This window comes from Rhodocytophaga rosea, from assembly GCF_010119975.1.
Classification (GTDB): domain Bacteria; phylum Bacteroidota; class Bacteroidia; order Cytophagales; family 172606-1; genus Rhodocytophaga; species Rhodocytophaga rosea.
The window spans coordinates 1759673-1783608 of the sequence record NZ_CP048222.1; the positions used below are offsets into that span (position 1 = coordinate 1759673).

The 23936-nt window shown below is 41.2% G+C and carries 21 protein-coding genes; 9 read left to right on the plus strand and 12 right to left on the minus strand.

Annotated features, from left to right (window positions below):
* Positions 1-71 precede the first annotated feature (71 nt).
* A complete protein-coding gene (locus GXP67_RS07325) occupies positions 72-1112 on the minus strand; it encodes a ComEC/Rec2 family competence protein (protein WP_162442531.1) in 1041 nt (346 codons plus the stop codon).
* A gap of 408 nt (positions 1113-1520) precedes the next feature.
* Between GXP67_RS07325 and GXP67_RS07330 the strand changes: the two genes are divergently transcribed.
* The 6 genes from GXP67_RS07330 (at position 1521) to GXP67_RS07355 (ending at position 6256) form a co-directional block, all read left to right on the plus strand.
* Positions 1521-2207: an energy transducer TonB gene (locus tag GXP67_RS07330; protein ID WP_162442532.1), complete on the plus strand. Its 687-nt coding sequence runs from the start codon at positions 1521-1523 to the stop codon at positions 2205-2207.
* A 42-nt stretch (positions 2208-2249) separates the two neighbouring features.
* Positions 2250-2798 (plus strand): cob(I)yrinic acid a,c-diamide adenosyltransferase, encoded by a 549-nt coding sequence (locus GXP67_RS07335; protein ID WP_162442533.1) that lies wholly within the window; start codon positions 2250-2252, stop codon positions 2796-2798.
* Between the two features lie 144 nt (positions 2799-2942).
* Complete coding sequence (locus GXP67_RS07340; RefSeq protein WP_162442534.1) at positions 2943-4007, plus strand: branched-chain amino acid aminotransferase; 1065 nt, start codon at positions 2943-2945, stop codon at positions 4005-4007.
* 305 nt (positions 4008-4312) lie between these two features.
* Complete coding sequence (locus GXP67_RS07345; RefSeq protein ID WP_162442535.1) at positions 4313-5062, plus strand: L,D-transpeptidase family protein; 750 nt, start codon at positions 4313-4315, stop codon at positions 5060-5062.
* 115 nt (positions 5063-5177) lie between these two features.
* Positions 5178-5672: a DUF4112 domain-containing protein gene (locus tag GXP67_RS07350; protein ID WP_162442536.1), complete on the plus strand. Its 495-nt coding sequence runs from the start codon at positions 5178-5180 to the stop codon at positions 5670-5672.
* 83 nt (positions 5673-5755) lie between these two features.
* Entirely contained in the window at positions 5756-6256 is a 501-nt protein-coding gene (locus tag GXP67_RS07355; protein ID WP_162442537.1) for a low affinity iron permease family protein, read from the plus strand.
* 7 nt (positions 6257-6263) lie between these two features.
* Here GXP67_RS07355 and GXP67_RS07360 read toward each other — a convergent pair whose 3' ends face one another.
* Both GXP67_RS07360 and GXP67_RS07365 read right to left on the minus strand, forming a co-directional pair.
* Positions 6264-6878 (minus strand): polysaccharide deacetylase family protein, encoded by a 615-nt coding sequence (locus tag GXP67_RS07360; protein ID WP_162442538.1) that lies wholly within the window; start codon positions 6876-6878, stop codon positions 6264-6266.
* Positions 6879-6932: 54 nt separating this feature from the next.
* The gene (locus tag GXP67_RS07365; protein WP_162442539.1) at positions 6933-7664 is read right to left on the minus strand and encodes a metallophosphoesterase family protein; all 732 of its coding nucleotides are present in this window, start codon (positions 7662-7664) and stop codon (positions 6933-6935) included.
* Between the two features lie 502 nt (positions 7665-8166).
* On the opposite strand from GXP67_RS07365, the gene GXP67_RS07370 reads away from it, so the two are divergent.
* The gene (locus GXP67_RS07370; RefSeq protein WP_162442540.1) at positions 8167-9435 is read left to right on the plus strand and encodes a Pycsar system effector family protein; all 1269 of its coding nucleotides are present in this window, start codon (positions 8167-8169) and stop codon (positions 9433-9435) included.
* Positions 9436-9594: 159 nt separating this feature from the next.
* Here GXP67_RS07370 and GXP67_RS07375 read toward each other — a convergent pair whose 3' ends face one another.
* The 6 genes from GXP67_RS07375 to GXP67_RS07400 form a co-directional block, all read right to left on the minus strand.
* On the minus strand, positions 9595-11358 hold the full coding sequence (locus GXP67_RS07375; RefSeq protein WP_162442541.1) for a tetratricopeptide repeat protein: 1764 nt from the start codon (positions 11356-11358) through the stop codon (positions 9595-9597).
* Between the two features lie 160 nt (positions 11359-11518).
* Positions 11519-11869, minus strand: a complete 351-nt coding sequence (locus GXP67_RS07380) for a cupin domain-containing protein (protein WP_162442542.1) — start codon at positions 11867-11869, stop codon at positions 11519-11521.
* Positions 11870-12069: 200 nt separating this feature from the next.
* Positions 12070-12669, minus strand: coding sequence for a hypothetical protein (locus tag GXP67_RS07385; protein WP_162442543.1), 600 nt, complete (start codon positions 12667-12669; stop codon positions 12070-12072).
* 48 nt (positions 12670-12717) lie between these two features.
* The gene (locus GXP67_RS07390; RefSeq protein ID WP_162442544.1) at positions 12718-12900 is read right to left on the minus strand and encodes a hypothetical protein; all 183 of its coding nucleotides are present in this window, start codon (positions 12898-12900) and stop codon (positions 12718-12720) included.
* Positions 12870-14495 carry a tetratricopeptide repeat protein gene (locus GXP67_RS07395; protein ID WP_162442545.1) on the minus strand — a complete coding sequence of 542 codons (1626 nt, stop codon included), beginning with the start codon at positions 14493-14495 and terminating at the stop codon, positions 12870-12872. Before GXP67_RS07395 ends, GXP67_RS07390 begins: the two co-directional genes overlap by 31 nt.
* Before the next feature lie 279 nt (positions 14496-14774).
* A complete protein-coding gene (locus GXP67_RS07400; RefSeq protein WP_162442546.1) occupies positions 14775-15383 on the minus strand; it encodes an RNA polymerase sigma-70 factor in 609 nt (202 codons plus the stop codon).
* Positions 15384-15671: 288 nt separating this feature from the next.
* On the opposite strand from GXP67_RS07400, the gene glgX reads away from it, so the two are divergent.
* Positions 15672-17924: a glycogen debranching protein GlgX gene (glgX, locus tag GXP67_RS07405; protein WP_162442547.1), complete on the plus strand. Its 2253-nt coding sequence runs from the start codon at positions 15672-15674 to the stop codon at positions 17922-17924.
* Positions 17925-18002: 78 nt separating this feature from the next.
* Here the strand turns inward: glgX and GXP67_RS07410 are convergent, their stop codons facing one another.
* Complete coding sequence (locus tag GXP67_RS07410; RefSeq protein ID WP_162442548.1) at positions 18003-19151, minus strand: T9SS type A sorting domain-containing protein; 1149 nt, start codon at positions 19149-19151, stop codon at positions 18003-18005.
* A 90-nt stretch (positions 19152-19241) separates the two neighbouring features.
* On the minus strand, positions 19242-21065 hold the full coding sequence (locus GXP67_RS07415) for a M2 family metallopeptidase (protein ID WP_232065020.1): 1824 nt from the start codon (positions 21063-21065) through the stop codon (positions 19242-19244).
* Positions 21066-21253: 188 nt separating this feature from the next.
* Here GXP67_RS07415 and GXP67_RS07420 point away from each other — a divergent pair, with 188 nt between their 5' ends.
* A complete protein-coding gene (locus GXP67_RS07420; RefSeq protein ID WP_162442549.1) occupies positions 21254-22015 on the plus strand; it encodes a DUF4488 domain-containing protein in 762 nt (253 codons plus the stop codon).
* 98 nt (positions 22016-22113) lie between these two features.
* Here GXP67_RS07420 and GXP67_RS07425 read toward each other — a convergent pair whose 3' ends face one another.
* The gene (locus GXP67_RS07425) at positions 22114-23901 is read right to left on the minus strand and encodes a tetratricopeptide repeat protein (RefSeq protein ID WP_162442550.1); all 1788 of its coding nucleotides are present in this window, start codon (positions 23899-23901) and stop codon (positions 22114-22116) included.
* Between the last annotated feature and the right edge of the window lie 35 nt (positions 23902-23936).

Sequence of the window (23936 nt, forward strand, 5' to 3'; positions counted from 1 at the left end):
TATTCAGAAACCGCTGATTGTTTCACCAGCTATTTTTTATAATTATCCATTCTCATTTATCCAATACCTATTTACTTTTTGCTCTGATACACTTGTTTATACGAGTTGGCTGGAATGGAAACCGTATATTGCTGTCCATCTGGAGTGACCGAAAGTTTGATATAATTGGCTTTACAATTTTCTTCCATATTGGCAATTTTTTCCGGCGCTGTATTAATTGTAGTCCCATCTTCCCTCAGATTTTTATGCACCTGGTAAATAGCCTGTATAGAAGGAGTTTTCCGTAAAGAAGTAAAAGTTTCCGGTCCGCACCCTTTTTTGGTTCCATTGTTTATAATAGCAACCGTTGGTGAAAGGCTTTGTATCAGTACGGGGTTATTACTTTGATCTAAGCCATGGTGGTTCACCTGATACACATCTACTTCTCCGGGCAAATTTACCGGACATACGAGTTTCTTTTCTGTATTCCAGGTGAGATCGCCGCCATTAAATAAAGTAAATGTTCCAAAATTGATCATAAATACGCTGCTATTGGCATTATCCGAAGTATCCACAGGCTTATCGGTAGTTTCGCCGCAATCGCCATTGGTATCTGCATCTTTACGTGTGGCTACAAATTGCTGGTTTATGCCCAGGCAATGCAAAGATAAAGGCGCTGTACCTCTGGGCATAGCTTTTAGAGAAAGTTCATAATCTGGTTTAATAGTATAGCGCTTCGCTTTAATGTCGCGGTACGGCTGAATATTTTTAGCAAAATTTACGTCCTCTGAAAGATTTTCTGGAATGCCTTTATCATGGATGTTTACAATGGGGATTCTTTTGGCAAGTTCCCCGGCACCTCCAAAATGATCAATATGAAAATGAGTAGTAATCAAATGGTCAATTTTTTTCAAGCCTGCCACCTCTGATGCTACTGTATAAATGCGTTCCGAATCCCTGCCACCCGGATTGCCGGAATCAATCAGAATAGATTCGCCGGAGGGAGCAACAATCAGCGTTGCAGCACCCCCTTCTACATCAATCCAGTACATATCCAGGGTTTTGGCAGGCGGAGTTAAGGATACAAAAGTGCTTAACACCATAAGCGCAAGTATATAGGCTTGTTTTTTCATAGAGAGGGTTTGTTAGGTATTATTCTGGATAGGCAAAGTGACTAAATATCGCAAATTTTGCTGGAAATTATAAATAAATGATAAGTTGATAATGAATATCTACTATGACATGTTTTATTTTCCCACAAAACAGGGTGGCTTTATCCGGGCACTTAGAAAAAGGCTGTAGAACGGGGAATATAATTATTTTCAGGCGTAGCAAAATAACTGATCATAATTATTGTGTCTCAATCCAGCCAGAAGGCCTTTTAACATAAAACCAGCTCATTATTCCCTATATCAAGGGAAAATTCATAACTTTTGCGCCGGAAAAAGGGTTATTAGCTTCACTGAACTAACGTTTGGTGAGTGACCATTTGTTGATAGGTCATTAAAAAATTGTTTGATTGATCGCTTTCCTGCGAGAAGATGAGAGAAAAGGATAACAAGATAAAAAATATAAACTTAGCGTTCCCATGCCAGGAAGACTGGAAATCTATGACGGATTTCGATAAGGGCAAGATTTGCGAAAAATGTACAAGTAAAGTTTATGATTTTGTTAATAAAACGGACGCTGAATTCAATGAAATAATAAAGCATTCCAAAACATCTGTTTGCGGCAGGTTTTCTACCTCCCAGCTCAATAATACTTTTTTAAAATATGCGGCTTCTACTTTATTCACAGCAAGCGGTTTGCTGAATCCTGTTTTCGGGCAAGAACTCATAAAGACAGATTCTATCCAAATAGCCCCTAATCAGATACTAGAAGAGGAAGAAACAGATGTATTTATTGGAATTATTGTAGAACAACAACCTGTACCAGAAAGTGGCTATGAAGGATTTTTGAACAAAATAGCCAAAGAAATAAAACTTCCGGAAGGACTTACCCAAAAAGGCAAAGTATATGTTCAGTTTATAGTGGATACTACCGGAAAAATGCAGGATATAACGATTATAAAAGGGTTGAATGAGTTAGCCGATAAAGAGGTTCTAAGGGCTATTAAAGCAGTAGATGAGCGATTTAAACCGGGCAGGCAAAGAGGAAAACTTGTCAGAACCCGGATGCACATTCCCATCACTTTTGATCCTGAAATGGGTAAGAAGAAAAAGAAATAAATCTGCTAACTACGAATGATTATTGACCACTGACCAAACCAGATGAAAATATATACCAAAACAGGAGATACAGGCAAAACTTCGTTAATAGGCGGAACCAGGGTTTTTAAATCGCATGACCGGATTGATGTATATGGCACGGTAGATGAACTTAACTCCTATATAGGTTTAGTAAGAGATCAGCCGGTAAATATAAGCCGAGCCGATCTTTTGAAAGAAATACAGGACAGGCTCTTTACAATCGGTGCTTCTCTGGCTTCTGACCCGGAAAAAAGTACCAAAAAAATCCCCGACCTGCTGGAAAGTGATGTGAGCCTACTCGAAAAAGCCATCGACGAAATGACGGAGACATTGCCGGAACTACACTTTTTTGTTCTCCCAGGTGGTCATCAGTCTGTTTCTTTCTGTCATGTAGCCCGGACGGTATGCCGGCGGGCAGAGCGGCTGGCCATTGCCTTAAGCCAGGAATCATTTGTGGAGCCTCTGGTGATTGTATACCTGAACCGCCTGTCGGATTATTTATTTGTGCTGAGCCGGAAAATGACGCAGGAACTGGGCACAGAAGAAATTGCCTGGAAACCAAGAATTTGATAACAAAAATTTCGATCTTTACAATTCCAGCCTACGTTCTGCATGTTCAGGCGAAAATTTATTTGGATATACCATTAAGTTGTTTATAATGGCTTACGGCTCACAGTAATTACGGATTATTTTTATTCACTAATATGTATTGTTATGATAGATGTTGTAAATATTCAGACACAGCCGGTAAGTAAATCCCGGATCAGCGAATGCGACTTTGACCAGTTGGTGTTTGGCAAAACTTTTTCAGACCATATGTTTGTAGCCAGTTATGATGGCAAAGGATGGCAGGACTTGAAAATTGTACCCTACGGCGATCTAAGCCTAAGTCCGGCTTTGTCGGCACTGCATTACGGACAAGCCATTTTTGAAGGATTAAAAGCCTATAAAAGCCAATCAGGCGAAGCGCTTGTATTCCGTCCGGTAGAAAACCTGAAACGCCTCAATAAATCAGCGGAGCGCCTGTGTATGCCTACCCTACCGGAAGAAATATTTATGTCTGGCCTTACCCAGCTGCTCAGCATAGACCGGGACTGGATTCCTTCCAAACCTGGCTACTCCTTGTACATCCGTCCGTATATGTTTGCTTCTGATGAATATATTGGCGTAAAACCCTCTGAAAACTATATATTTATCATCTTTACTTCACCTGTTGGGGCGTATTATAACAAACCTGTAAAAGTGCGGGTAGAACCTCATTATACCCGTGCGGCTCCTGGTGGAATGGGTTTTGCTAAAGCGGCAGGTAATTATGCCGCTTCTATGTATCCGGCTACACTTGCCCTTAAAGATGGCTACGACCAGTTACTGTGGACGGATGGTGTAGAGCACAAATATTTTGAAGAATCCGGAACGATGAATGTGATGTTCATCATCAATGATACCATCATTACTCCTCCTACCACCGATTCTATCCTGAAAGGGATTACCCGCGACAGTGTGCTGCAACTGGCTAAAGACTGGGGCGTAAAAGTGGAAGAAAGACCAGTGTCTGTAGCAGAAGTGATGCAAGCTATTCAGGCAGGCACTTTACAGGAAGCTTTTGGTGTAGGTACCGCCGCTACCATTGCCCATATTTCTGTTGTTGGCTATGAAGGAAAAGATTATACCTTACCTCCGGTAGCCGAACGAAAGTTCTCTAATAAAGTATTGAAAGTACTGGATGAAATAAAAACCGGAAAAGCCCCGGACCCACATAACTGGGTATACAGAGTCTGACATATTACAGCAATTAATAACAAACAACCCGCAAAGCCGAATCTTTGCGGGTTTTCTTTTGTCAATATATGTTTATTACATAATTAAAATATAGCCTAGAAAGTAAGAAAATAATTACAGCTTTTGCAGAAGTCACCTGATACAACCGTTGGGCCAGCATTGGCATTGCATGGGTTGTACACAGGGACGGATGCTAAAGCGGGGCCTGTCCGGCCCAGAAGCACACAGGCTTCTGCACAGAATATTATAGAGAACAATTATATATTCTAACAGCTTACCTTTCAGGCTATTTGCACATAAAGGGCATGATACGATATAACCTGCTCCTCTCTCTGCTACTCACCGGACTTTCGGCATTTTTGCCAGGAACTTTTAAAACGGCTCAACTCAAATATGCACGGGTAAAAAGTGCCTACCAGGACAAAGAAGAAAGTGTAAAAGCATTATTTACCACCCGAAAACTTGACCTTTCCCAATCTCATCTTTTCATTCGGGCATTCAAGCAGGAAGGTTTACTGGAAGTATGGGCCAAACATCCGCAGCAAACCACTTATCAGCTCGTTATTACCTACCCTGTATGTGCTTCCTCCGGCGTATTAGGACCCAAACGGTATGGCGGTGACGGACAAGTGCCTGAGGGCTTTTATTATATAGACCGCTTTAATCCGCAGAGCAATTTCCATCTGTCACTGGGCATCAATTATCCGAATGAATCAGACCGGATTCTGGGAGAAAAAGCTAACCTGGGTGGCGATATTTTTATTCATGGCAGCTGCGTTACCATTGGCTGTTTGCCTTTAACAGACGATAAAATCAAGGAACTCTATATTATGACTGTTGAAGCCAGATCTAATGGCCAGAGCAGAATTCCGGTGCATATATTCCCGGCTAAACTTACTGAAGCTAACCTCAACAGGCTTAAACAGGAATACAGTACAGAACCTACTCTACTCAACTTCTGGCAACAGCTAAAAACCGGCTATGCTCAATTTGAAGCGAGCAAGCAAATTCCGACCATAATTGTAGATGCCAAAGGTATCTATCAGTATAAATAATTTTCTAAAATCTGCTTTTAGTGAAAAGTAAAACCGGAATTTTCTGACCATCAATAGGTACTATATCATAAAAGGATCATTTTCCGTAATAAGGAGCAAATTAATATAGCTTCTTATGAAAAACACATCTGTACATAGCCCAGTCGTCAGGGAATACAACTCATCTACTGAACTTAAATGGCTGGAACAAGCCACCACCTGGATGGATAGTCTGTTCCGCATTCCCGGCACTAATATACGCTTCGGCCTTGATCCGATTATTGGCCTTTTTCCTTTTATTGGCGAGATCATAACATTCGGAATTTCCGGGGCGATGGTACTTTCCATGGTTAAATATGGCGCCAGCCGGAAAGTAATTATCCTGATGATTGGTAATATCCTGATCGATTCGGTGATAGGCAGTATTCCTCTCATCGGTGACCTGTTCGATTTTACCTATAAGGCAAACCGCAAAAACCTCCAGCTTTTGAAAGAACACCATCAGGAAGGCAAACACAGGGGCAGCGGCACAGGTATCGTCGTGGGGGTAGCCCTGTTATTACTGGCACTCCTATTCCTGGTTATATACGGGCTATGGAATCTGGGAGAATATATAGTGGGATTGTTTTAGCAGATCACTATAAATGTAAGCCGTTTTTTTCGCTACAGGCACCTGAGGCAGTATTTTTTATCACTTATTTTTTATACATCGACATGGAAAATTCAAAGGAAAAACTTGTTACTGGTTTTGAAAAATTCTCAAATAAAGTAACTGCCCTTACCGGGAGTTCCGGCGCTTTCATGCTTGCCCTATTTTCTATCATCATCTGGCTCTGTACCGGACCCATTTTCAATTACTCTGATACCTGGCAGCTTGTTATCAATACCGGAACAACTATTGTTACTTTTCTGATGGTTTTCCTGATTCAAAAATCGCAGAATAAAGAATCTATGGCGGTGCAATTGAAATTAAATGAGTTAATAGCAGCCAATAAAGGAGCCAGTAACCGGCTGGTAAATGTAGAAAACCTGACCGAACAGGAGTTAAAAACCCTGCACCAGCATTATTGTAAAATGGCAGAACTCACTAAACAGGCATCTGACCTGAAACAATCGCATTCCATAGAGGAAGCGATAGAAAACGCCTATGAGAAACTGGAAGAAGAAAATAAGGAAAATGGAAAAACCAGGATAAAATCAAAGGTAGTAAAATAATCGCTGGTCATAAACTTTGGAAAGTATACCCTAAAGCTGAGAAATGAGCCAGATAGGCCGGTAATACTTCTTTCAGGTTTTTCCAGGCTTTAATGCTATCATGAAAAACAACAATGCTTCCATTTTCAGTATGCTGTATGGATTTACGCAGGCATACCTGGGCTGGCAGTTGCTGGTCGAAATCGCCGCTTAATACATCCCACATAACGATCTGGTGCGTCTGTTGGATATGTGCGGCCTGTTTTCTGGTGATTTTACCATAAGGCGGCCTGAATAAATGCACCGGAATTCCTGCTACCTGCTGGCATGCCTGCACATTGGTAAAATAGTCTGATACAGGCGTTTTCCAGCCATTGAGGTGGTTATAGGTATGATTACCAATGCTATGTCCGCCTTGTTTTACTTTAGTAAATACAAAGGGGTGTTTGCGGATATTATCTCCTACACAAAAAAAAGTAGCTTTCGCCTGATACGCCGCCAGTTGTTCCAATACCCACTCTGTCACTTCCGGAATAGGTCCATCATCGAAGGTGAGGTATATCTCTTTTGTATGGGTAGGTTTATTCCATAGAAACGAAGGATACAGTTTTTTGACCAGGAAGTTATTTTTATGCCAGTACATTAATAAAATAGATAATGAAAAATAATTTTCAATGCTCAACTTACTATTGTCCATTTATTCCAGCTGCTGGAATGACACCACTTCCGAATTTACCTTATCTTCTGCGATTCGAATGATCCTATATCCAAATGTCCGGGCATTAACTTGAATATCATCCTGATTTCTCTCTACCTGATAAGAAGCCGCTGGTGTGACATACTGCGTGATATTTTCTACGGCTTGCACATCTGGCAAGTGATAATGCCCGCAAAAAATAATAACCTTATGTTGGTGTTGTTGTAAAACTTTACGAACTCTTTCCCGGCCTTGCAGAGGATATTTTTTATCAATGGCTGTGTTTACTCCCAAAACCGGATGATGTATGTACAATAGTATTTTTTTGCTGGTGTTGAGTTGTTGCTCTAACCATCGGAACTGATTGTCACTGATACGCTCAGCAGAGGAGTCCAGATACAGGATGCGGAAATATGTATCTTCAAAGCTATAGTATAATTCACTTGTTCCATTCATTTCCATAGGCTTATAGTATTTTTGTACTTCCTGAAAAGAATCATGGTTCCCGAGCGTAAGCAACAGCGGATTAAAGTTATATTTATTAAATGAGGCAAAGAACCACTCATTGGAATCTGTGGAGCCAATATCGCCGCCAAAAACGATGTCTGAGATATTTCTTGCGGCCACATCTTTCAGGATCTGCTTCCAGTTTTCCCTGGCATCTACGCCTTGTTCTTTGGGAAAATCCTCGTCTAAATGTATATCTGTAATATGTGCGATTGTCTTCATCATAGAAAAGGTATTATAGTGCGTTAAACAGATATGGGTATTTTATGGGTACATTATTTTTATGATACTTTGTCCTGCAAGTTATCGCTGATGCAAACAAGTTACGTAATTTTCATAGGATCAACTCCTGAAGGTATGCATTTACGGTAAGAGCAAAAGACTACTGGATTATAGCCCCCTGCCTAATAAAATTAATATTGTTACCTGTAATGCATTCTGAAATATCTCTAAGGGCTGATCGTTTTAACTATAAAATAATTGTAATTTTGTCCCACCAGCCACAACCTTCAATTGAGTAACGATTACATTTTATAAGTTCAGCAATAAACGGGCAAACCGGCAAATATACGTTTACCGGGAAAATGTGAGCCAGAATATACAGCTGTTTCTGTTGATAAAAAATTCACTAAATTACTATCCGAAAAATTCATCTTGTGCAGATACACGAGACTTATTACTCTTAGCGCATGTCATCGTTCGTTCATAAATTCATCTTGTGTCTTCTATGATTCTTCAGACTGAAGTTTTAGACAGAACCCAGCAGTTTGTGGAGTCTCTGTTAAACAGACAACTTCCTGCACATTTCACTTATCACAACCTGAAACATACCAAAGAAGTAGTGGCTGCTGCTCAAGTTATCGGCACCAGAAGCCAGTTATCTGAACATGACCTGGAAACTGTTCTTTTAGCTGCCTGGCTGCATGATACCGGGTATTGTTTCCGCATCAGAGAACACGAAGAAGAAAGTATACGGCTGGCTAAAGAAATTCTGACTGAACAACAGGTAGAAGAAGTTCGCCTGAATCAGGTGGTAGGATGTATTGCCGCTACCAGATACCCGCAGCAGCCCCAAAACATATTAGAGGAAGTATTATGCGATGCAGATATGTATCATACCGCTTCTGAAGAGTACATGGAGCGGGCTGAACAGCTCCGGCATGAAATCATGGAAATTTCCAAATGCGTGATCAGCCGGAGAGAATGGGCACAAAATAACCGGGAATTCCTGAAAAACCACCGGTTTTTTACGGAGTTCGGGCAAACCGAAATGGAAGTTGCCAAACAGAAGAATGCCAAGAAACTAAAAAAAATGCTTAAGGAGATGGAAGAAGATTATTCAGAATTTCCCATGGATGTAGAGGAAACCTACAAACAAATTAACCGGATAGACAAAGACCGCGAAAAAGAGAAGGACAAGGAGAAGCAGGAAAAAAAGAAGGATAAGAAGAAAAAAGATCCCAATACACCGGTAAGAGGCATTGAAACCATGTTCCGCACCATGTCGGCCAACCACCTGGAACTCAGTTCTATTGCTGATAATAAGGCCAACATCATGATTTCTATTAACTCTATCATTTTGTCTATTATTGTTTCGGTGCTGGGGCGCAAGCTGGAAGAATATCCCAATTTTACTATTCCTACTTTAATTCTTACGCTGGTTTGCCTGGGCACCATCATTTTTGCCGTTTTAGCTACCAGGCCTAATGTAACCTCCGGCATATTCACCAAAGAAGATGTTTATAAAAAGCGCACCAACCTGCTTTTTTTCGGCAATTTCCATAGCATGAAATTAGACGATTATGAATGGGGGATCAAAGAAATGATGAAAGACAGCGATTACTTATATGGCAGCATGATCCGGGATAATTATTTTCTGGGCAAAGTACTGGGCAAAAAATACCGCCTGCTGCGTATTGCCTATACCATTTTTATGTTCGGACTGGTAGTCGCCATTCTCTCCTATGGTGTTGCTATTGTATTTTTCCCGGTGTAAGAGGTAATTCTTTCTTTCTCAACATTCATATAAAGGGTAAAGATTTTTTTCTAATGTAATCTGTTTGGTTCACACAGGCAATCAACTTATCTTACTGTAGGTGGATTAATCACAAATTTTTATAAAAGTTATATAATATTCTGTGCCTGGTTTATTCTGTCAAAGTGTTGGTTCTGTTTCGCTGATGGATTTCCGATGGCTTATTAGCTGCCCATTTCCTGCCACTCCTTGGTTGTTTACAGCTTTTTTTTCCAGTTCCAGAATATGGTCGATCAGGTTTTCGTCGCGGGTGAGGTTGAATTTTTTACGTAAGCGGTACCTGGCCGTTTTTACACTTTCCGGAGAAATCCCCATTACATGTGAAGCTTCTTTCAAATTCATGTTAAGCTTAAGTAAGGCGCACAATTTCAGTTCATTACTGGTAATATCAGGATAATTGTCTTTAAGGGTTTTAAAGAAATCTTTGTGAACCTCTTCAAAATGCCGTTTAAAATCTTCCCAGTCTTTGTCTAAATTCATACTATGTTCTACCATGCGGTTGAGTTCATTGAGCTTGGTAGCTGTCGCTTTATCCTGCGTACGTTTAAGCTGCTGAATATTTTGCTTGAGTTCTTCCAGCAATTCGTTCTTCTGGATAAAATTGAGGGTATAACTGGTGAGTTCCTTGCTTTTATATTCCAGCTCTTGGGTAAGCTTGAGTTCCTGCAAACGAGCTTTTTCCAGTTCAGCTTCTGCCAGAGCTTTGTTTTTTTCCAGCAGTTCGTTATTTTTCCGGATTTTCAGGCGCTGTGTACTCATCACTTGATAACCAATTATTGCCAGTAACAATAATCCGGCAAGAAGGCCATTTCTCAGATACTGCTGAATACGATTTTTCTGTTGCAATATTTCGAGCTGTTTTTGCTGCAATTGTAACCTCTGTTCCTGTTGTAAGGTCTGGTAGCGAACCTGCATCTCAGCGATCTGCCTGGATTTCTCTTCATTAAACAGGCTGTCTTTACGGGTAGCAAATTCCTCCTGATAGGCCAGAGCCTGCTTATAATTTCCCCGGGCAACCTCAATTTCTTTGAGGGCATTATAAATCTGGGTGAGCCATTTGCGGGTGCTTACCTGAATGGAAGTCTGAACGCCTCTTTTGAGGTGTTGTTCTGCCTGCTCATATTGTTTAAGGGAAATATATGCTTTCCCTATAAAGTACAGACACATAGACATACCTTCCAGATCTGGAATTTGCTCACGGATTTTCAGGGAACGGAAGAAAAAATCAAGGCTTTCCTGCGGCTTACTTTTAGCTATATTTAACTCACCCAGATTGCTATATGATTCGGCTATGCCATATTTACGCCCATTTGCCAGACTTTTTGTAAGGGAAGTCTGGTACATTTTTTCTGCTTCGGCATGTTTACCCATTTTCAAATAGGTATTTCCAATATTACTCAGTACACCAGCTTCCCGGTCATTATTTAAAAGCCGGTGTTTTTGCAGCGATTGCTCAAAATATTCCAGTGCCAGTTCATAGCTGTGCTGGTCGAGGTAAACCAGGCCGATATTATTATGCATGCTGCCAATGCCCAGTTGGTCATTCAATTGCTGATAATCCGTTAATCCATCAAACAAATATTTCAAAGCCGTGTCATAATGCCCCCTTGCCCAGTGCGAAACGCCTACCACCCGGTTGGCGAAAGCTTTACCTTGAGTATATTTTAAAGAGTCAGCCAGAATTAAAGCTTCGTTGCCATACAATTCCGATTGCAAAGGGTCAACAATCCAGTATTGATAGCCAAGCTCATTGAGTAAATTTACTCTGGTAGTATCCGATAAATGATAGGTAGACAGGCGTTTTTTTAGGCTGTCCAGAGGTGTATCAGCCAGGCAATAGAAGGTAGAAAAAAGAAGGATACAGAATATCGAAAGACATTTCATGTATCCAAGGTACAAAATTGTATAAAAACTTTTCCGGATGTCCTGGCAAAATTCATAAGCCGCACACCTTCAAGGCAATCCTCGTGTTTTATTGTCCAATATATAAAATCTAACAGCAAACCCGCCCTATTGAAAACAGGCAGGTTTGCTGTTAGATTTTTTACTCATCCCGGCCATGTATGTGGGCAGGTGGGTAGGTAGCCTCTACAGTTGTAAAAGCCTCCAGAATCTTATATTTGTGTACAGCTCCTTTAGGAACTACATACGAATTTCCTGGCTCCAGCAATACCATCTGGCCTTCGGTATGCAACTCTGCCCGTCCGCTGATAACATATCCTACGGTTTCGTAGGGCCGGCTTACTTCCGGTTTGGCTTCTCCAGGTTGCTCATTTTCCCATAGGCGCATGGCAATATTTTTACCTGATGCTAAGTATTTTTCTCCATGTTCGCCCAGAGGTGAAAAGGCAGAATCAATTTTTGTAACGGTTGTATCTCCTTTTGCTTCTTTCATAGTAATAGGGGTTAAGGTTTAGAACTGGTTTTAAAACTTAACGCAGTGCAGAGAAAGGAGTTACATTATTATTACTTTTCAATGGGAATTATAAATAATGCAGTACATATATTCTCAAGGTAAGTTTGTTGTAGCGAAAAATGGCATTAGCAAAAGGCTCGTTTGCCAATGGATGTAGTGTCGCACATATATCTATACTTTTATCCACCTATAAAAGCAACATATTGCTCACCTTCCCTCTCAATACAATCTAATGATTGCAATATCCTATCCAGATCCTCCAAAATACGAGCTTCCCTTGGATGTTTCTTTGCTTGAAGTGTAAAATACTTTCCCCAAGGATAGTCCCACCCAGGAGCTACCTTTATTTGCTTTCCAAATGCAGGATTAGATTTGATCTTTTCTATCAATTTTAAAGTTATTTGGCGTAAGTCTTCTATTTTTGTCCAACCTTCATTAATAAGATAGTAATTCCTATGCCATTCTCTTTCCACTTCTTCAATCTTTTGCTTAATCTCAATTGCCTTCTTAAAATCTCCTGCTTGTTCTGCCTGATACATACGATAGTTAAGTTCCCCTATATCAGGCATGTAATTAGTGGGATAATTCCAGTAGAGGGATAAATCTATCTCTAAAATCTGCTCGACCTGTATGAGCTCACAACCCTCAAAATTCCTTGATTGAAACATAGAAAAGTTGCGACTTAGAAAATAATCTCCTTTGCCTTCTTCACAAGTCAGTATTCTAAATAACTTATCATCTTCTCTTGTCTTAGCTACAATAAGAACGTCATATCCCATTTATTCTACTTAATTATCATATACAACACTTAACTACTCACAGCTAGCTTAATAGCGGGAAGTTTGTAAAGTAATATCGGCATGAGACCAGGCTTTTGCCAGGCGCTTCTCTATATCCGATACTTCTTTGCCTTGTTTCTGCAGGCTTTGTTTCAATCCAAAAAGTGACCAGCCATTTTCGCGGTGTATCTTTAAATCATTCAGGTATACGGTTTCTGCTTCCTGAGGCAATCCCGCTTCCAGTAATACAGCCCCAGCGTATGCCGGAGTGGCTGTGGCCATGTCCGGGGTTCATCATACTTTAAATCATCTTCCAGACGGACACCTTCCTTGAGCAGGTTAATGGCTTCCGGATAATTTTTCTGTCTGGCGGCTATTTCTCCACCCACATTTTTAATGGCAATAGCTATCATCTGGGAAGTAACATAATCTTGATTAGCCAGAGAATCTTTACTTAAGGAATCCAGTGCTGAAAGCTCTTTTGCCGCCAGATCAAGTTTCCCTTTCGCTGTAAAAGCCAGACCTCTTCCGTAATGCCACATAGCACTGGCATGCAACAACTCTTTCCCCGGATAAGGTTCTGTCAGAATTTCATTCCACTTGCCAAAACGTATATTGGTATATACAGGTAGACTATAAAATACTTGCAAAAAGGAATGAGCAGCCATATTTTCCCGGTTTGCTCTGGAAGAAGTTTTGCGGGCCATGGCAATCGCCAGTTTACTGTTGCCATCCATTACAGCACCTGCCCAGGCAAAGTGAATATTATGTGGATAATAAGCCATAGAATATCTCCCTGTAACCTGGCTCTGTGCCAGGTAAGATTCATCTATTTCAATCGCCTTCAGGTTGCTTTCTACGGCATCGGTATAGCGGCCTACCCGCAAATAAATATGAGATGGCATATGCACCAGATGTCCGGCTCCAGGCATTAAAGTACCCAGTCTGTCGGCACTCCTCACCCCCCGATCAGGATTATTGGAGGCTTCTACTACATGAATATACAAATGATGTGCGCCCGGATGATTCGGATATTGTTTGATCACTCGTTCCAGATGGGAAATGGCCTGTTCAATGCCTGGCCTGGGTTGTCCATCTTTTGTCCAGTAATCCCATGGCATCCGGTTCATCAGGGCATCAGCATAAAGTGTACCTGCATCCGGATCATTGAGGTATTTGGTAGCCAGTTTACCCATAGCCAGCGCATATGCAGAATCTAACTTACTTTGGACGATATCTGGCTGTGCAGAAAACCGGTTGGCCATTGCTTCAATATACGCCTGTTCAGCCTTTGTTGCTTTCTTTTTTAAGGATAATGCTTTTTGAATAGCCTTGTATCCAGTCTGGCTCCGTTCCTTGTCGATGGGTGAATTAATATTAGGAGCCATGGCAAGCGCTTGTCCCCAATATGACATCGCACAGGTAGAATCTAATCTGGCGGATTCTACAAAAGAACGGTAGGCTTCGTAATGATTAAATCCATAGATCAGACGTAATCCCTGGTTGAAAAAAGCCTGTGCCTGCACAGAACGGGTGTTAATCGTATGCTGTAGATCACCAAGATTATCTAGCAGGTCAGTCCTGGTTTGCGTAGTATCAAGCAAGGCAGCAGTTAAAACTTCCGGAGATCCACATAGAGAGGATTTATCTACAGGCGGGGGCCAGTTTCCAGGCAAGCCAGTCTTCACACTTTTCGTACGCTGTGAATTACCTAAAAGACCATATGGCTTTAGAATAGAAATATGATCTGGCAGCAAAGGCCGTAGCACTATAGTAGCCAGAACATAATACATCAAAATTAGTAGAGTAAACAGATAGATTTTCATAGAATAGCATGAGTTGTGGATAGCCGAACTTTGTCTTACCTATATTTAGGTATACTTAATCGTTAGTATACAGTATCTAAAAAATCAGCCGTATATATGCGGGTGTAAAACGACAGTTGTATTGTCCACAGCTTGGTTTGTACTAAGTAGCAACTAAGAATTAATTTAAGTGAAAAATATCCGTAGCTATGCTGAAGATAAAAAAGTTATTTGTATAGAGAAAGAAACCGGCAAAAAATTTAGAAGCGATTTATTAATGCAACAAATACATAAGATCAATTACAAGATAATAGAAAACAGGTGTTTTATATATACATTCAGGTATTCCCTGAAGTGTTTTAGTGCTTTGCCCATCTGGTTTTCTACAGTTTTAGGCGAAATCTGCAAGGCTTCGGCAATTTCTTTATAGCTCATATTTTCGTGCCGGCTCAGCACAAAAATGGTTTTACAGGCTGGCGGTAAAGCATCGGTCGCTTCCTGTACCCGTTGCTGAACTTCCGAATAGTGTAATTGCTCGTCTGCTTCACTGGAAGTAGGTTCTATAAAATTACTATCTTCCAGTGCCACATTCTTCTTGTTTTTTTCCAGATGATTCAGCGCTGCATTAATAGCAGACCGGTAGAGATAGGATTTGAAAGAGAAATTGATTTCCAGTGTCTGGCGGTTGTTCCACATTTTCATAAATACATCCTGCACCAGGTCTTCTGCAGCATCGGTATCATTCACCATCCGGTTTACTGTGCGGCATAAAGGGGAATAATACTGCTTAAATAAAAGTTCAATGAATTTAGTCTCATCCGTTTTGCGAAGCATGAGCAGCTGGGTTTCTACTTCATTTCTTTCCTGATAAGACATACCTGATTGAATATGGGCCTTTTCCGGCAGCAAAGGTAATCATACAGCTTGTAAATTAAGTACAATTTTTTGATAAAAGGTATAATGAGCAGATAATACAGGAATCACAACCTGGAGGACGGAGTCTGGTATTATTCAGAAATGACCTTTTCAAGGTTTATATTGCTTGATTGGGCGCCAGATCATGTTTTGGACTGGAGTTATAGCCCAGCCCTCTATTCTCCGGATTCTACCCCTGCAAACTTTATTGAATATACTTACGTATCCAGATTATCATTTTTTATCCACGTTTCTATACGACTACTTTTTATTTCATGACCTATGCTTACGCAAGCTTCTAAGAAGAAAAAATTCTCTAAAAAAGACAATAAGTTAAATATATGGATCGGCAAACCATACCCGCTTGGGGCTACCTGGGACGGCGATGGGGTGAATTTTGCCTTATTCGCTGAGAATGCTACCAAGGTAGAATTATGCCTGTTCCATTCTCCACAAGACGAATACGAATTTACCCGGATACGGATGCCGGAACAAACCGATCATGTATGGCATTGTTATATTCCGGGCTTAAAACCCGGCCAGTTATATGGCTATCGGGTATATGGTCCTTATCATCCGGAAGCTGGCTTACGTTTCAATCCGAATAAATTGCTTCTAGATCCCTATGCAAAAGCGATCAGCGGACGTATTAACTGGAGTGATGCCATGTTTGGCTATCCTGTAAACCTGGAGGATGAAAACAGGCATTTGCTGATGGATACCACTGACAGTGCACCAGGAATGAACCGCTCGGTGGTAACGGATGGCGCTTTCGACTGGGGCAACGACAAAAGTCCGAATATTCCGCTCAATGAATCGGTGATTTATGAAGTTCATGTAAAAGGATTTACTGCTACCCATCCTGGTATTGCACCTGAAATAAGAGGCACTTATGCGGCGCTGGCAACACCCGAAATTATAGACTATCTGAAAAGCCTGGGCGTTACAGCCGTAGAACTGCTACCAGTCCACCATTTTGTACACGACAAAGTACTGGTAGACAAAGGTCTGGTTAATTACTGGGGATACAATACCATCGGTTTTTTCGCACCGCATGCTCAATATTCCTCTATGGGAAAACTGGGACAGCAGGTACTGGAATTCAAGGCAATGGTAAAAACCCTGCACAAAGCCGGCATTGAGGTTATTCTCGATGTAGTGTATAACCATACGGCCGAAGGAAATCATTTCGGACCTACCCTATCTTTCAAAGGAGTGGATAACCAGGCCTATTACCGGCTGGTGAACGGCACTCCGCAATATTACATGGATTATACAGGCACCGGCAATACGGTAAATATGCTGCACCCACGCACGCTACAACTGGTGATGGACAGCCTGCGCTACTGGATTTTAGAAATGCATGTGGATGGTTTCCGGTTTGATCTGGCTTCTACTCTGGCCCGCGGCTTACATGAAGTGGGAAAACTTTCCACGTTCCTGGATACGATACACCAGGACCCGGTTATTTCACAGGTGAAGCTGATTGCAGAACCCTGGGATATCGGCGAAGGTGGTTACCAGGTAGGTAATTTTCCGGTATTGTGGGCAGAATGGAATGGCAAATACCGCGATTGTGTACGTAAATTCTGGAAAGGCGACGACACAGGAGTAGCAGAACTTGCCTACCGCTTAAGTGGAAGCAGTGACTTATACCAGCACAATGGCCGCTTACCAGGTTCCAGCATTAATTTTGTAACAGCCCATGATGGGTTTACTTTACATGATCTGGTGAGTTATAATGAGAAGCATAACCACGCCAATGGCGAAGGCAATAATGATGGCGAAAGTCATAATAACAGCTGGAATTGCGGCACAGAAGGTCCCACAGACGACCAGGAAATACTTATCCTGCGGGAGAAACAAAAACGTAATTTTCTGGCTACTCTGTTTTTAAGTCAGGGTGTACCCATGCTGCTCAGCGGTGACGAATATGGCCGTACCCAGTTTGGGAATAATAATGTATACTGCCAGGATAATGAAACCAGCTGGTTTAACTGGGACTGGACACCCGAACAGCAGGATCTGTTTGAATTTACCAGCCTGATGATCAAACTCAGAAAAGAGCATCCGGTATTACACCGCCGTAAATTTTTTCATGGGCGTGAAATTCAGGGTACTAACATCAGAGATATTCGTTGGATGCGTTCGGACGGAAAAGACATGACCAGAAAAGAATGGCATACTTCTCATACCCGCTGCTTAGGAATGGTATTAAATGGCCAGGTAATGAGTGAGTTTGATGAAAGAGGCCGTAGAATTAAAGATGACGTATTTCTCGTTCTCGTGAACAGCTATTGGGAACCCATACCTTTTACTGTCCCCGCCCGTCCATTGAACTCTTCGTGGGAAGTACTGGTAGATACGCACCGGAACGTTAAGGAAGGCGAAGGAGATATTATTGCTTTCAGAGAAGCTTATGAATTACAACCTCGTTCTCTGGTACTCATGCGGCAGATTCGTCCTGAAAAAAATGTACAAACTCATACTTTGAACGGGAAGGCAAAGAAACCTAAAAAGACTCTTAAAAAATAAATGCCATACTAACTGTGTGTAGCGATATTACTATTGCTACACACAGTTAGTATGGCAACCTGCCACTACATACGCTTCTTATGGAAGCACTGTGATTTTCTGAGGATAGCTTACCCCTGTATCTGTATATAGGCGGCAAAAATAGGTCTGAGAACGAAGCCCTGTCACTGGTACGATTATCTTACTGGCAGCAGCAGGCACTGGTATGTTCCGTATGGCCTCACCTATTGTGTTGTACATTTCCAGACGAACGGATTTACTTCCTGGTGGAACACTCATGGGAATAATAAATTGCCCGGCTGCGGGATTAGGAAAAGGAGTACCCAGGCGAATATCAGGCTGGGGTAATAATCTGTTTAAACCAGTGGTAAGCGGACAAATATCGAGCTGGTATAATTTACGGCCTACACCAAAAGCTTCTTCATCACTAATATACACACGGCAATTATCTACAAAACATATTCCCTCTTTCTGGGTAACGCCATTAAAAGTAAGCTTGGTAAGTTGTCCCTTGAAGAATTGAGAACCCTGAAAATCAGAAAAGCAATACAAATTGCCATATGAAAGCAATACCAGCTTTTTTTTATCCTGGCTTATATCAGCAGCTGTGATCTGACTCAATAGGGGTTCGTTTCCGGTAGAAAACCGGTCTACATAACTTGCCGTGAAGGTTCCAGGGGTAGCAGGCAGTTTATACAATCTGGTAAATCCATCGAAAGGTATCGTCCGGTTTTTAGAAAATAAGAACAAGGAATCGTTAAAAAACACCATTGCCTCCATATCAAAATTCTTCTGGGCATCCGCAGGCGGAAAGGCGGTCTGGTCGGCATAGGTAAAGTTGATCACCTCAGCTAGTACACTATTCCCACTGAATGTAAGCGGGTCTGGAATTTTATAAATCCGCAGATTCTGGCGGTTATTGTCATTGTTGCCGAAATCCCCGATGTAAATATTGCCATTATCGTCCCTTGTAATTTCCTCCCAGTCAACATTGGTAGCATTGGTGATGGTAATACTTCTAACCAGATTGCCTAAGGTATCTATTCCATACAATACTGGCTGTCCACCGCTATCATTATGTGACCATATTATGTTCGCATTACTAGCCTCCAAGCCAGATGTCTCACTTAATACAGCAGGAAGACTAGCCACCTGCCTTACCGCAACCGTTTGTGCGTGGGCGGCCGCAGCAAGCAAAAGAAAGCAAAAAACAAGTGTATATTTCATGGTTTAATATCTGTCAATTGTCATGATTCATTCGGCCAAATATAGACTTTGAAATCTACGAATGAATTATAAGAATTGACTACAGACTAATCAGATGTTTTCAGACAAGGTATATTTCCGACCTTTATTTACTTCTTTCAGATACACCATGAGGGGTTGAAAATAATTGAGCATGGCTTCCGCATTCAACTCTTTTCCGGTAGATTCTTTCAAGAGTTCTCTCCAGTCACGGCTGGCACCCGGCGAAAGAATTTGCTTTAAGAAATCTCCTGTTGGTTTGCTGCCATAATAATTGGTGGCTTTGGGATTTTGTTTGAGAATATGGGTAGCAATATGATCGTGTAACTGAAACAGCAGCGCATAGGATAAGGCATAATCATAATACTGGGCTGCATCATCATTTATGTGAGTTTTGGATGCTGCATCACAGTACTCTTCTCCTCGTGGCGAAGGAGGTATCATTCCCTGGTATTTGGCCGTCAGTTCCCACCAGCGTTTATTATATTGGTCAGCAGGCAGATTGTTTACATACAGATCGTGCTCAAATTCCGTCATTACGCCGGCAGAAAAAGGAATAAACACAATATAATTGAGCGCTTCTTTCAAGAGTTCCTGGGTTTCGTCGGTTTTGGTTTCCGGCTTAATTAACTGCAGATTCGCCAGAAAAGGTTTTTGCATGGCAGCCAGTCCCATCATACTTCCCACCGCTTCATGAAAAGCCCTGTTGGCACCAGAACGCAACAAAGGCGGCACTCCCGGATTGGTATAACTCATATAATAATATACATGTCCTAGTTCATGATGGGTGGTTTCGTACCATTCGGAATTTGGAATTACGCTCATCAAACTTCTTACATCCTGTTGCAAATCCATATGCCAGGCCGAAGCATGGTTATTTTTCTTATATTTTGCTTCCACCGGAGCCGGATACAAACTTGACTTTTCATAAAAGGATTTGGGAAGCGAATCAAACCCTAGACTGATATAAAACCTTTCGGCTTGTTTTACCAGCCATTCCGGACCTTTACTGGCCAGTACGCCATCTAAATCTATACCTTCTACCTCCACCATACCAGACCAGTCTTGCCCCCAGCGGTTAGGTACCCAGTGAGCGGGCAACATATCAGGAACTTGAGTTTGTCCATATTTTTTAGCGAGTTCATACCTGGCATAAGTATGCAATTCCCGGTATAATGGCCATACATCCTGAATGAGTTTTTTGTTGATCTTCATCATCTCCGGAACATCTATCCCGTATTCAGAAACCTGGTAGGAGAAATAATCTTTATAGCCGAGTGCCTGTACGGTCTTGTTTCTTAATTGTTGTAACTCGGTAAGGCCGGTTTTGAGGTTTTTTCCTACTTCTTTGCTGGCTGTCCAGGCATTCAAACGCCTGGTTATATTCTTTTCGTCTTTCAGAATCTCATCAATGTCGTTGGTAGTGACTGGTTTTCCATTGAGCGTAAAATTATATCCGAAAAGTTTTTCTGTCTGGGCGGTTTCCGCTTTGATCCTTTTTTTTACCACATCCGAAACCGTAGCCGGATTATTGGCTGCCGCATACAAAATGGTACGTAACTGCCTTACCTGAATAGAATCTAGTTTATTGCTTTGTGCCAGGTATTGCCTTGCTTTTTCAATATTTTCTTTGCTTCCGGTAAAAGCGGCCAGGGCTTCGCTGGTGAGTTGTGTCTGGTAAGCATTTGTGGTATCTCCCTCTACGATGTGCGTATTCGTTTCCCATTGTGCTAGTGAAGATTTATAATACAGGTCTACAAATTGCCTGGTGTAAGCATCAAGGTATTGCTGAACTTCAGTGGTAAGGGAATTTTCTTCCTGTTTATCTGTGGGTTGCGTAGAACAGGATAATAAAATTATACCCAGCAAAATACAGACAGCTACTTTTTTCATCATGACTGAAGTGTTTAATAATAATTTTTACTGAATTATAAATAGGTAAGAACAATGGGCATTCTATCGTTAAATGTAGTAATGATTAACTGGAAGGAGTAAAGATTCTCTGAATATTTTTAGTATGATCCAGTTTTTATAAATTGATATACACCTAAATTGATATACACCTTCTAAACTACATTCCGAAAATGAGAAGTTTTAAATTATTATCCATTGTTTTGATTATTATTACCGGATTTACCTTTACCAAAACACCTGTTTTACCGGAAGCAACACAGCAAGCCAGCACACTACAAGGAGCCTGGCGGCTGGTTTCTACAGATGCCAGTTCAGGCAAAGAGCCACTTACAGCTGTAAAAATTTATTCAGATAATTTTTTTATGGTATCCTACTATGATTTGTCAGGGAAAAATTTTATTAGTTCTACCGGAGGTACCTATAGCTTTAAAGACGGTAAATACACTGAAACTATAGAATTTAACACAGCTGAATCATTAGAAGTAGGAAACACCATCAATTTTTCTGCAGCTATGAAAAAGCAGGATTTAAAACTTACCGATAGCCGTACTAAAAAAGAAGAAGTCTGGATGCGGATTGAGGAACCTGCCAACAGCCCTCTGGCCGGTGCCTGGCGTATTACAGGTAGGGAACAAAATGGACAGATATCTCCGATGCAGCAAGGTCCGAGAAAAACGATAAAAATATTATCAGGTTCCAGATTTCAGTGGGCAGCTTTTAATACAGAAACCAAACAATTCTCAGGCACTGGCGGAGGCACCTATACTGCAAAAGACGGGAATTATACCGAAAGCATTGAGTTTTTTTCCAGAGATGGAAACCGGGTTGGTTCAAGCCTTACTTTTAAATACGAGGTAAAAGGAAATGACTGGCATCATAGCGGATTGAGTTCAACCGGTAATAAAATATATGAAGTGTGGTCGAAGCAGTAATTGTTTGACTTTAAATTTTATCAGGATATATATTAATAAACAAAAAGCCTGCTCGTTGGAGCAGGCTTTCGCATTAGATTTTAAGTGGAATTTCTTAGTTACTTAATGGCATTCTTGAATGTTTCAGAATTAGCAAAAGCATTAAATTCCAGGTCTTCCAAAGCTTTAGCTCTTAGGCTGCTATCAGCACTGATTGCTTTCTTCAGAGATTCAACCATGGTGCTTTCGTTTTTAGCTCTGGCCGCAGCAATAGCTGTTACATAGTAAGTCCAGGCATCAGCTTGTTTGCTGGAAGCTTCATTCAAGGTAGCAATAGCAGCATCATATTGTTTGGCAAGTACCTGAGCCAGACCTTTGTTGTATAATACTACAGCAGAATCACCAGCCTGCGATAAAGTGTTGATAGCTTCAGTATACTGAGCAGCTCTGATTTGCATGATACCTTTTGTAGCATTAATAGCTTTGGTTACATCTTCGTTGCCAGTTTGCTGAGCAGCTTTGTTCACCGCTTCCATCGCTTCGTTTTTCATCCCTTTCATAGTATAAGCTACGGCCAGGTTATTATACACTTCAGCTGTTTCCTGCTTGTTTTTAGCCATTTCCAGGTGAGTAATTGCCATATCTACCAGTTGAGTCATTTTGGCTTTGTCTGTTTCTTTTTTAGCCAGTTCCAGGTGAACAGCACCTAAATCGTTGTGTGACTGCCAGCTATCGCTTTTCTTTACAGAAACCTCGTAGATACCTCTTTTCTCATTCAGATCAGGAGTTAATGTAGCTGCATAAGCCAGTTCATTGTTTCTCAATAGAGAAGTATCTCCTCTTCCTTCAGCCATCTGGCGAGCCAGTGCAGATAGTTCAGAAGCTGGTTTTTTCTCCATTAAGGTCAGAATTTCAGTTTGGGCTGTTCTCAGTTTAGGATAAACCTGGCCTAGTAATTTTCTGTAAGAAGGTAAGCTGTGCAGCTGGTCTTCTTTTTGCTCAAAATCACCTTCTCCATCGATAATAGAAAGAATCTGAGATTTCTGATCTTCTTCAATGATATCAGTAACAGATAAGGTATCTTTCAGCATTTGCCAGTCTTCAATCACTGGTTTCAATACAAATTCGATAGAATCAGCAGTATCGTTGTTGTATTTGAAAGCGCGCATTTTACCACGGTAGTACTTTTCGATGGCCTGTGCCCGGTTTTCAGATAATTTAGAGTTGACACGTTCAGCGCCTTCCGGAGAGTGAGTACCAGTAACAGTTACTGTTTTAGTTACGTTTTTCTCAGAAATGAAAGCATCCAGGAATTTACCTCTTTTGCTTCTGGTTTCGCTGGTTTGTAACTGAGCACTACCCTGAGGGAAGAAGAAAGCTACATCTGTTGGTTCAAATTCCGGATTTGGATTGTAACCTGTTTCAGCAAAAGCCACCAGGTTAGGATCTTTTACCAGGCGGGAAGTAGTAATAATACCAGGAGCTACCACCATTTCGGGAGTAGTTTTGGCTTTTTTACCTTTAGCAGCCGTACCGGTTACTACCAGGTTTCCTCTCTGCATATCATCAGTATAAGGGAAGCTAAAGCTTTTTTCTGCTTTAGGCTGCTCTTTTTTAGCATTCGGATAATCTGCTGCATTAAAAACCAGGTCACCTACATCAGTCTTTTTTTCTCCGGCTTTATAATCAATATCTGCTGTATACGTAGTTTTCTTTTTCAACATTTTTACAGGCAAGGAAGCAGACATATCAAATTTAACCTCTTCACCATGTACTTCCAATGGATTTGGAGTTACCGTTAACTGCTGATCTTTTGACATTTTCACCATCTTAGGCAATGTGCAGCCTGAAAGGCTGACAATTACACAAACGGTCATTGTTGACAGTAAATTTTTCGTTCGAATCATGGTTTAATTTGTTTAAGTTGCGATTTGGATTTGGG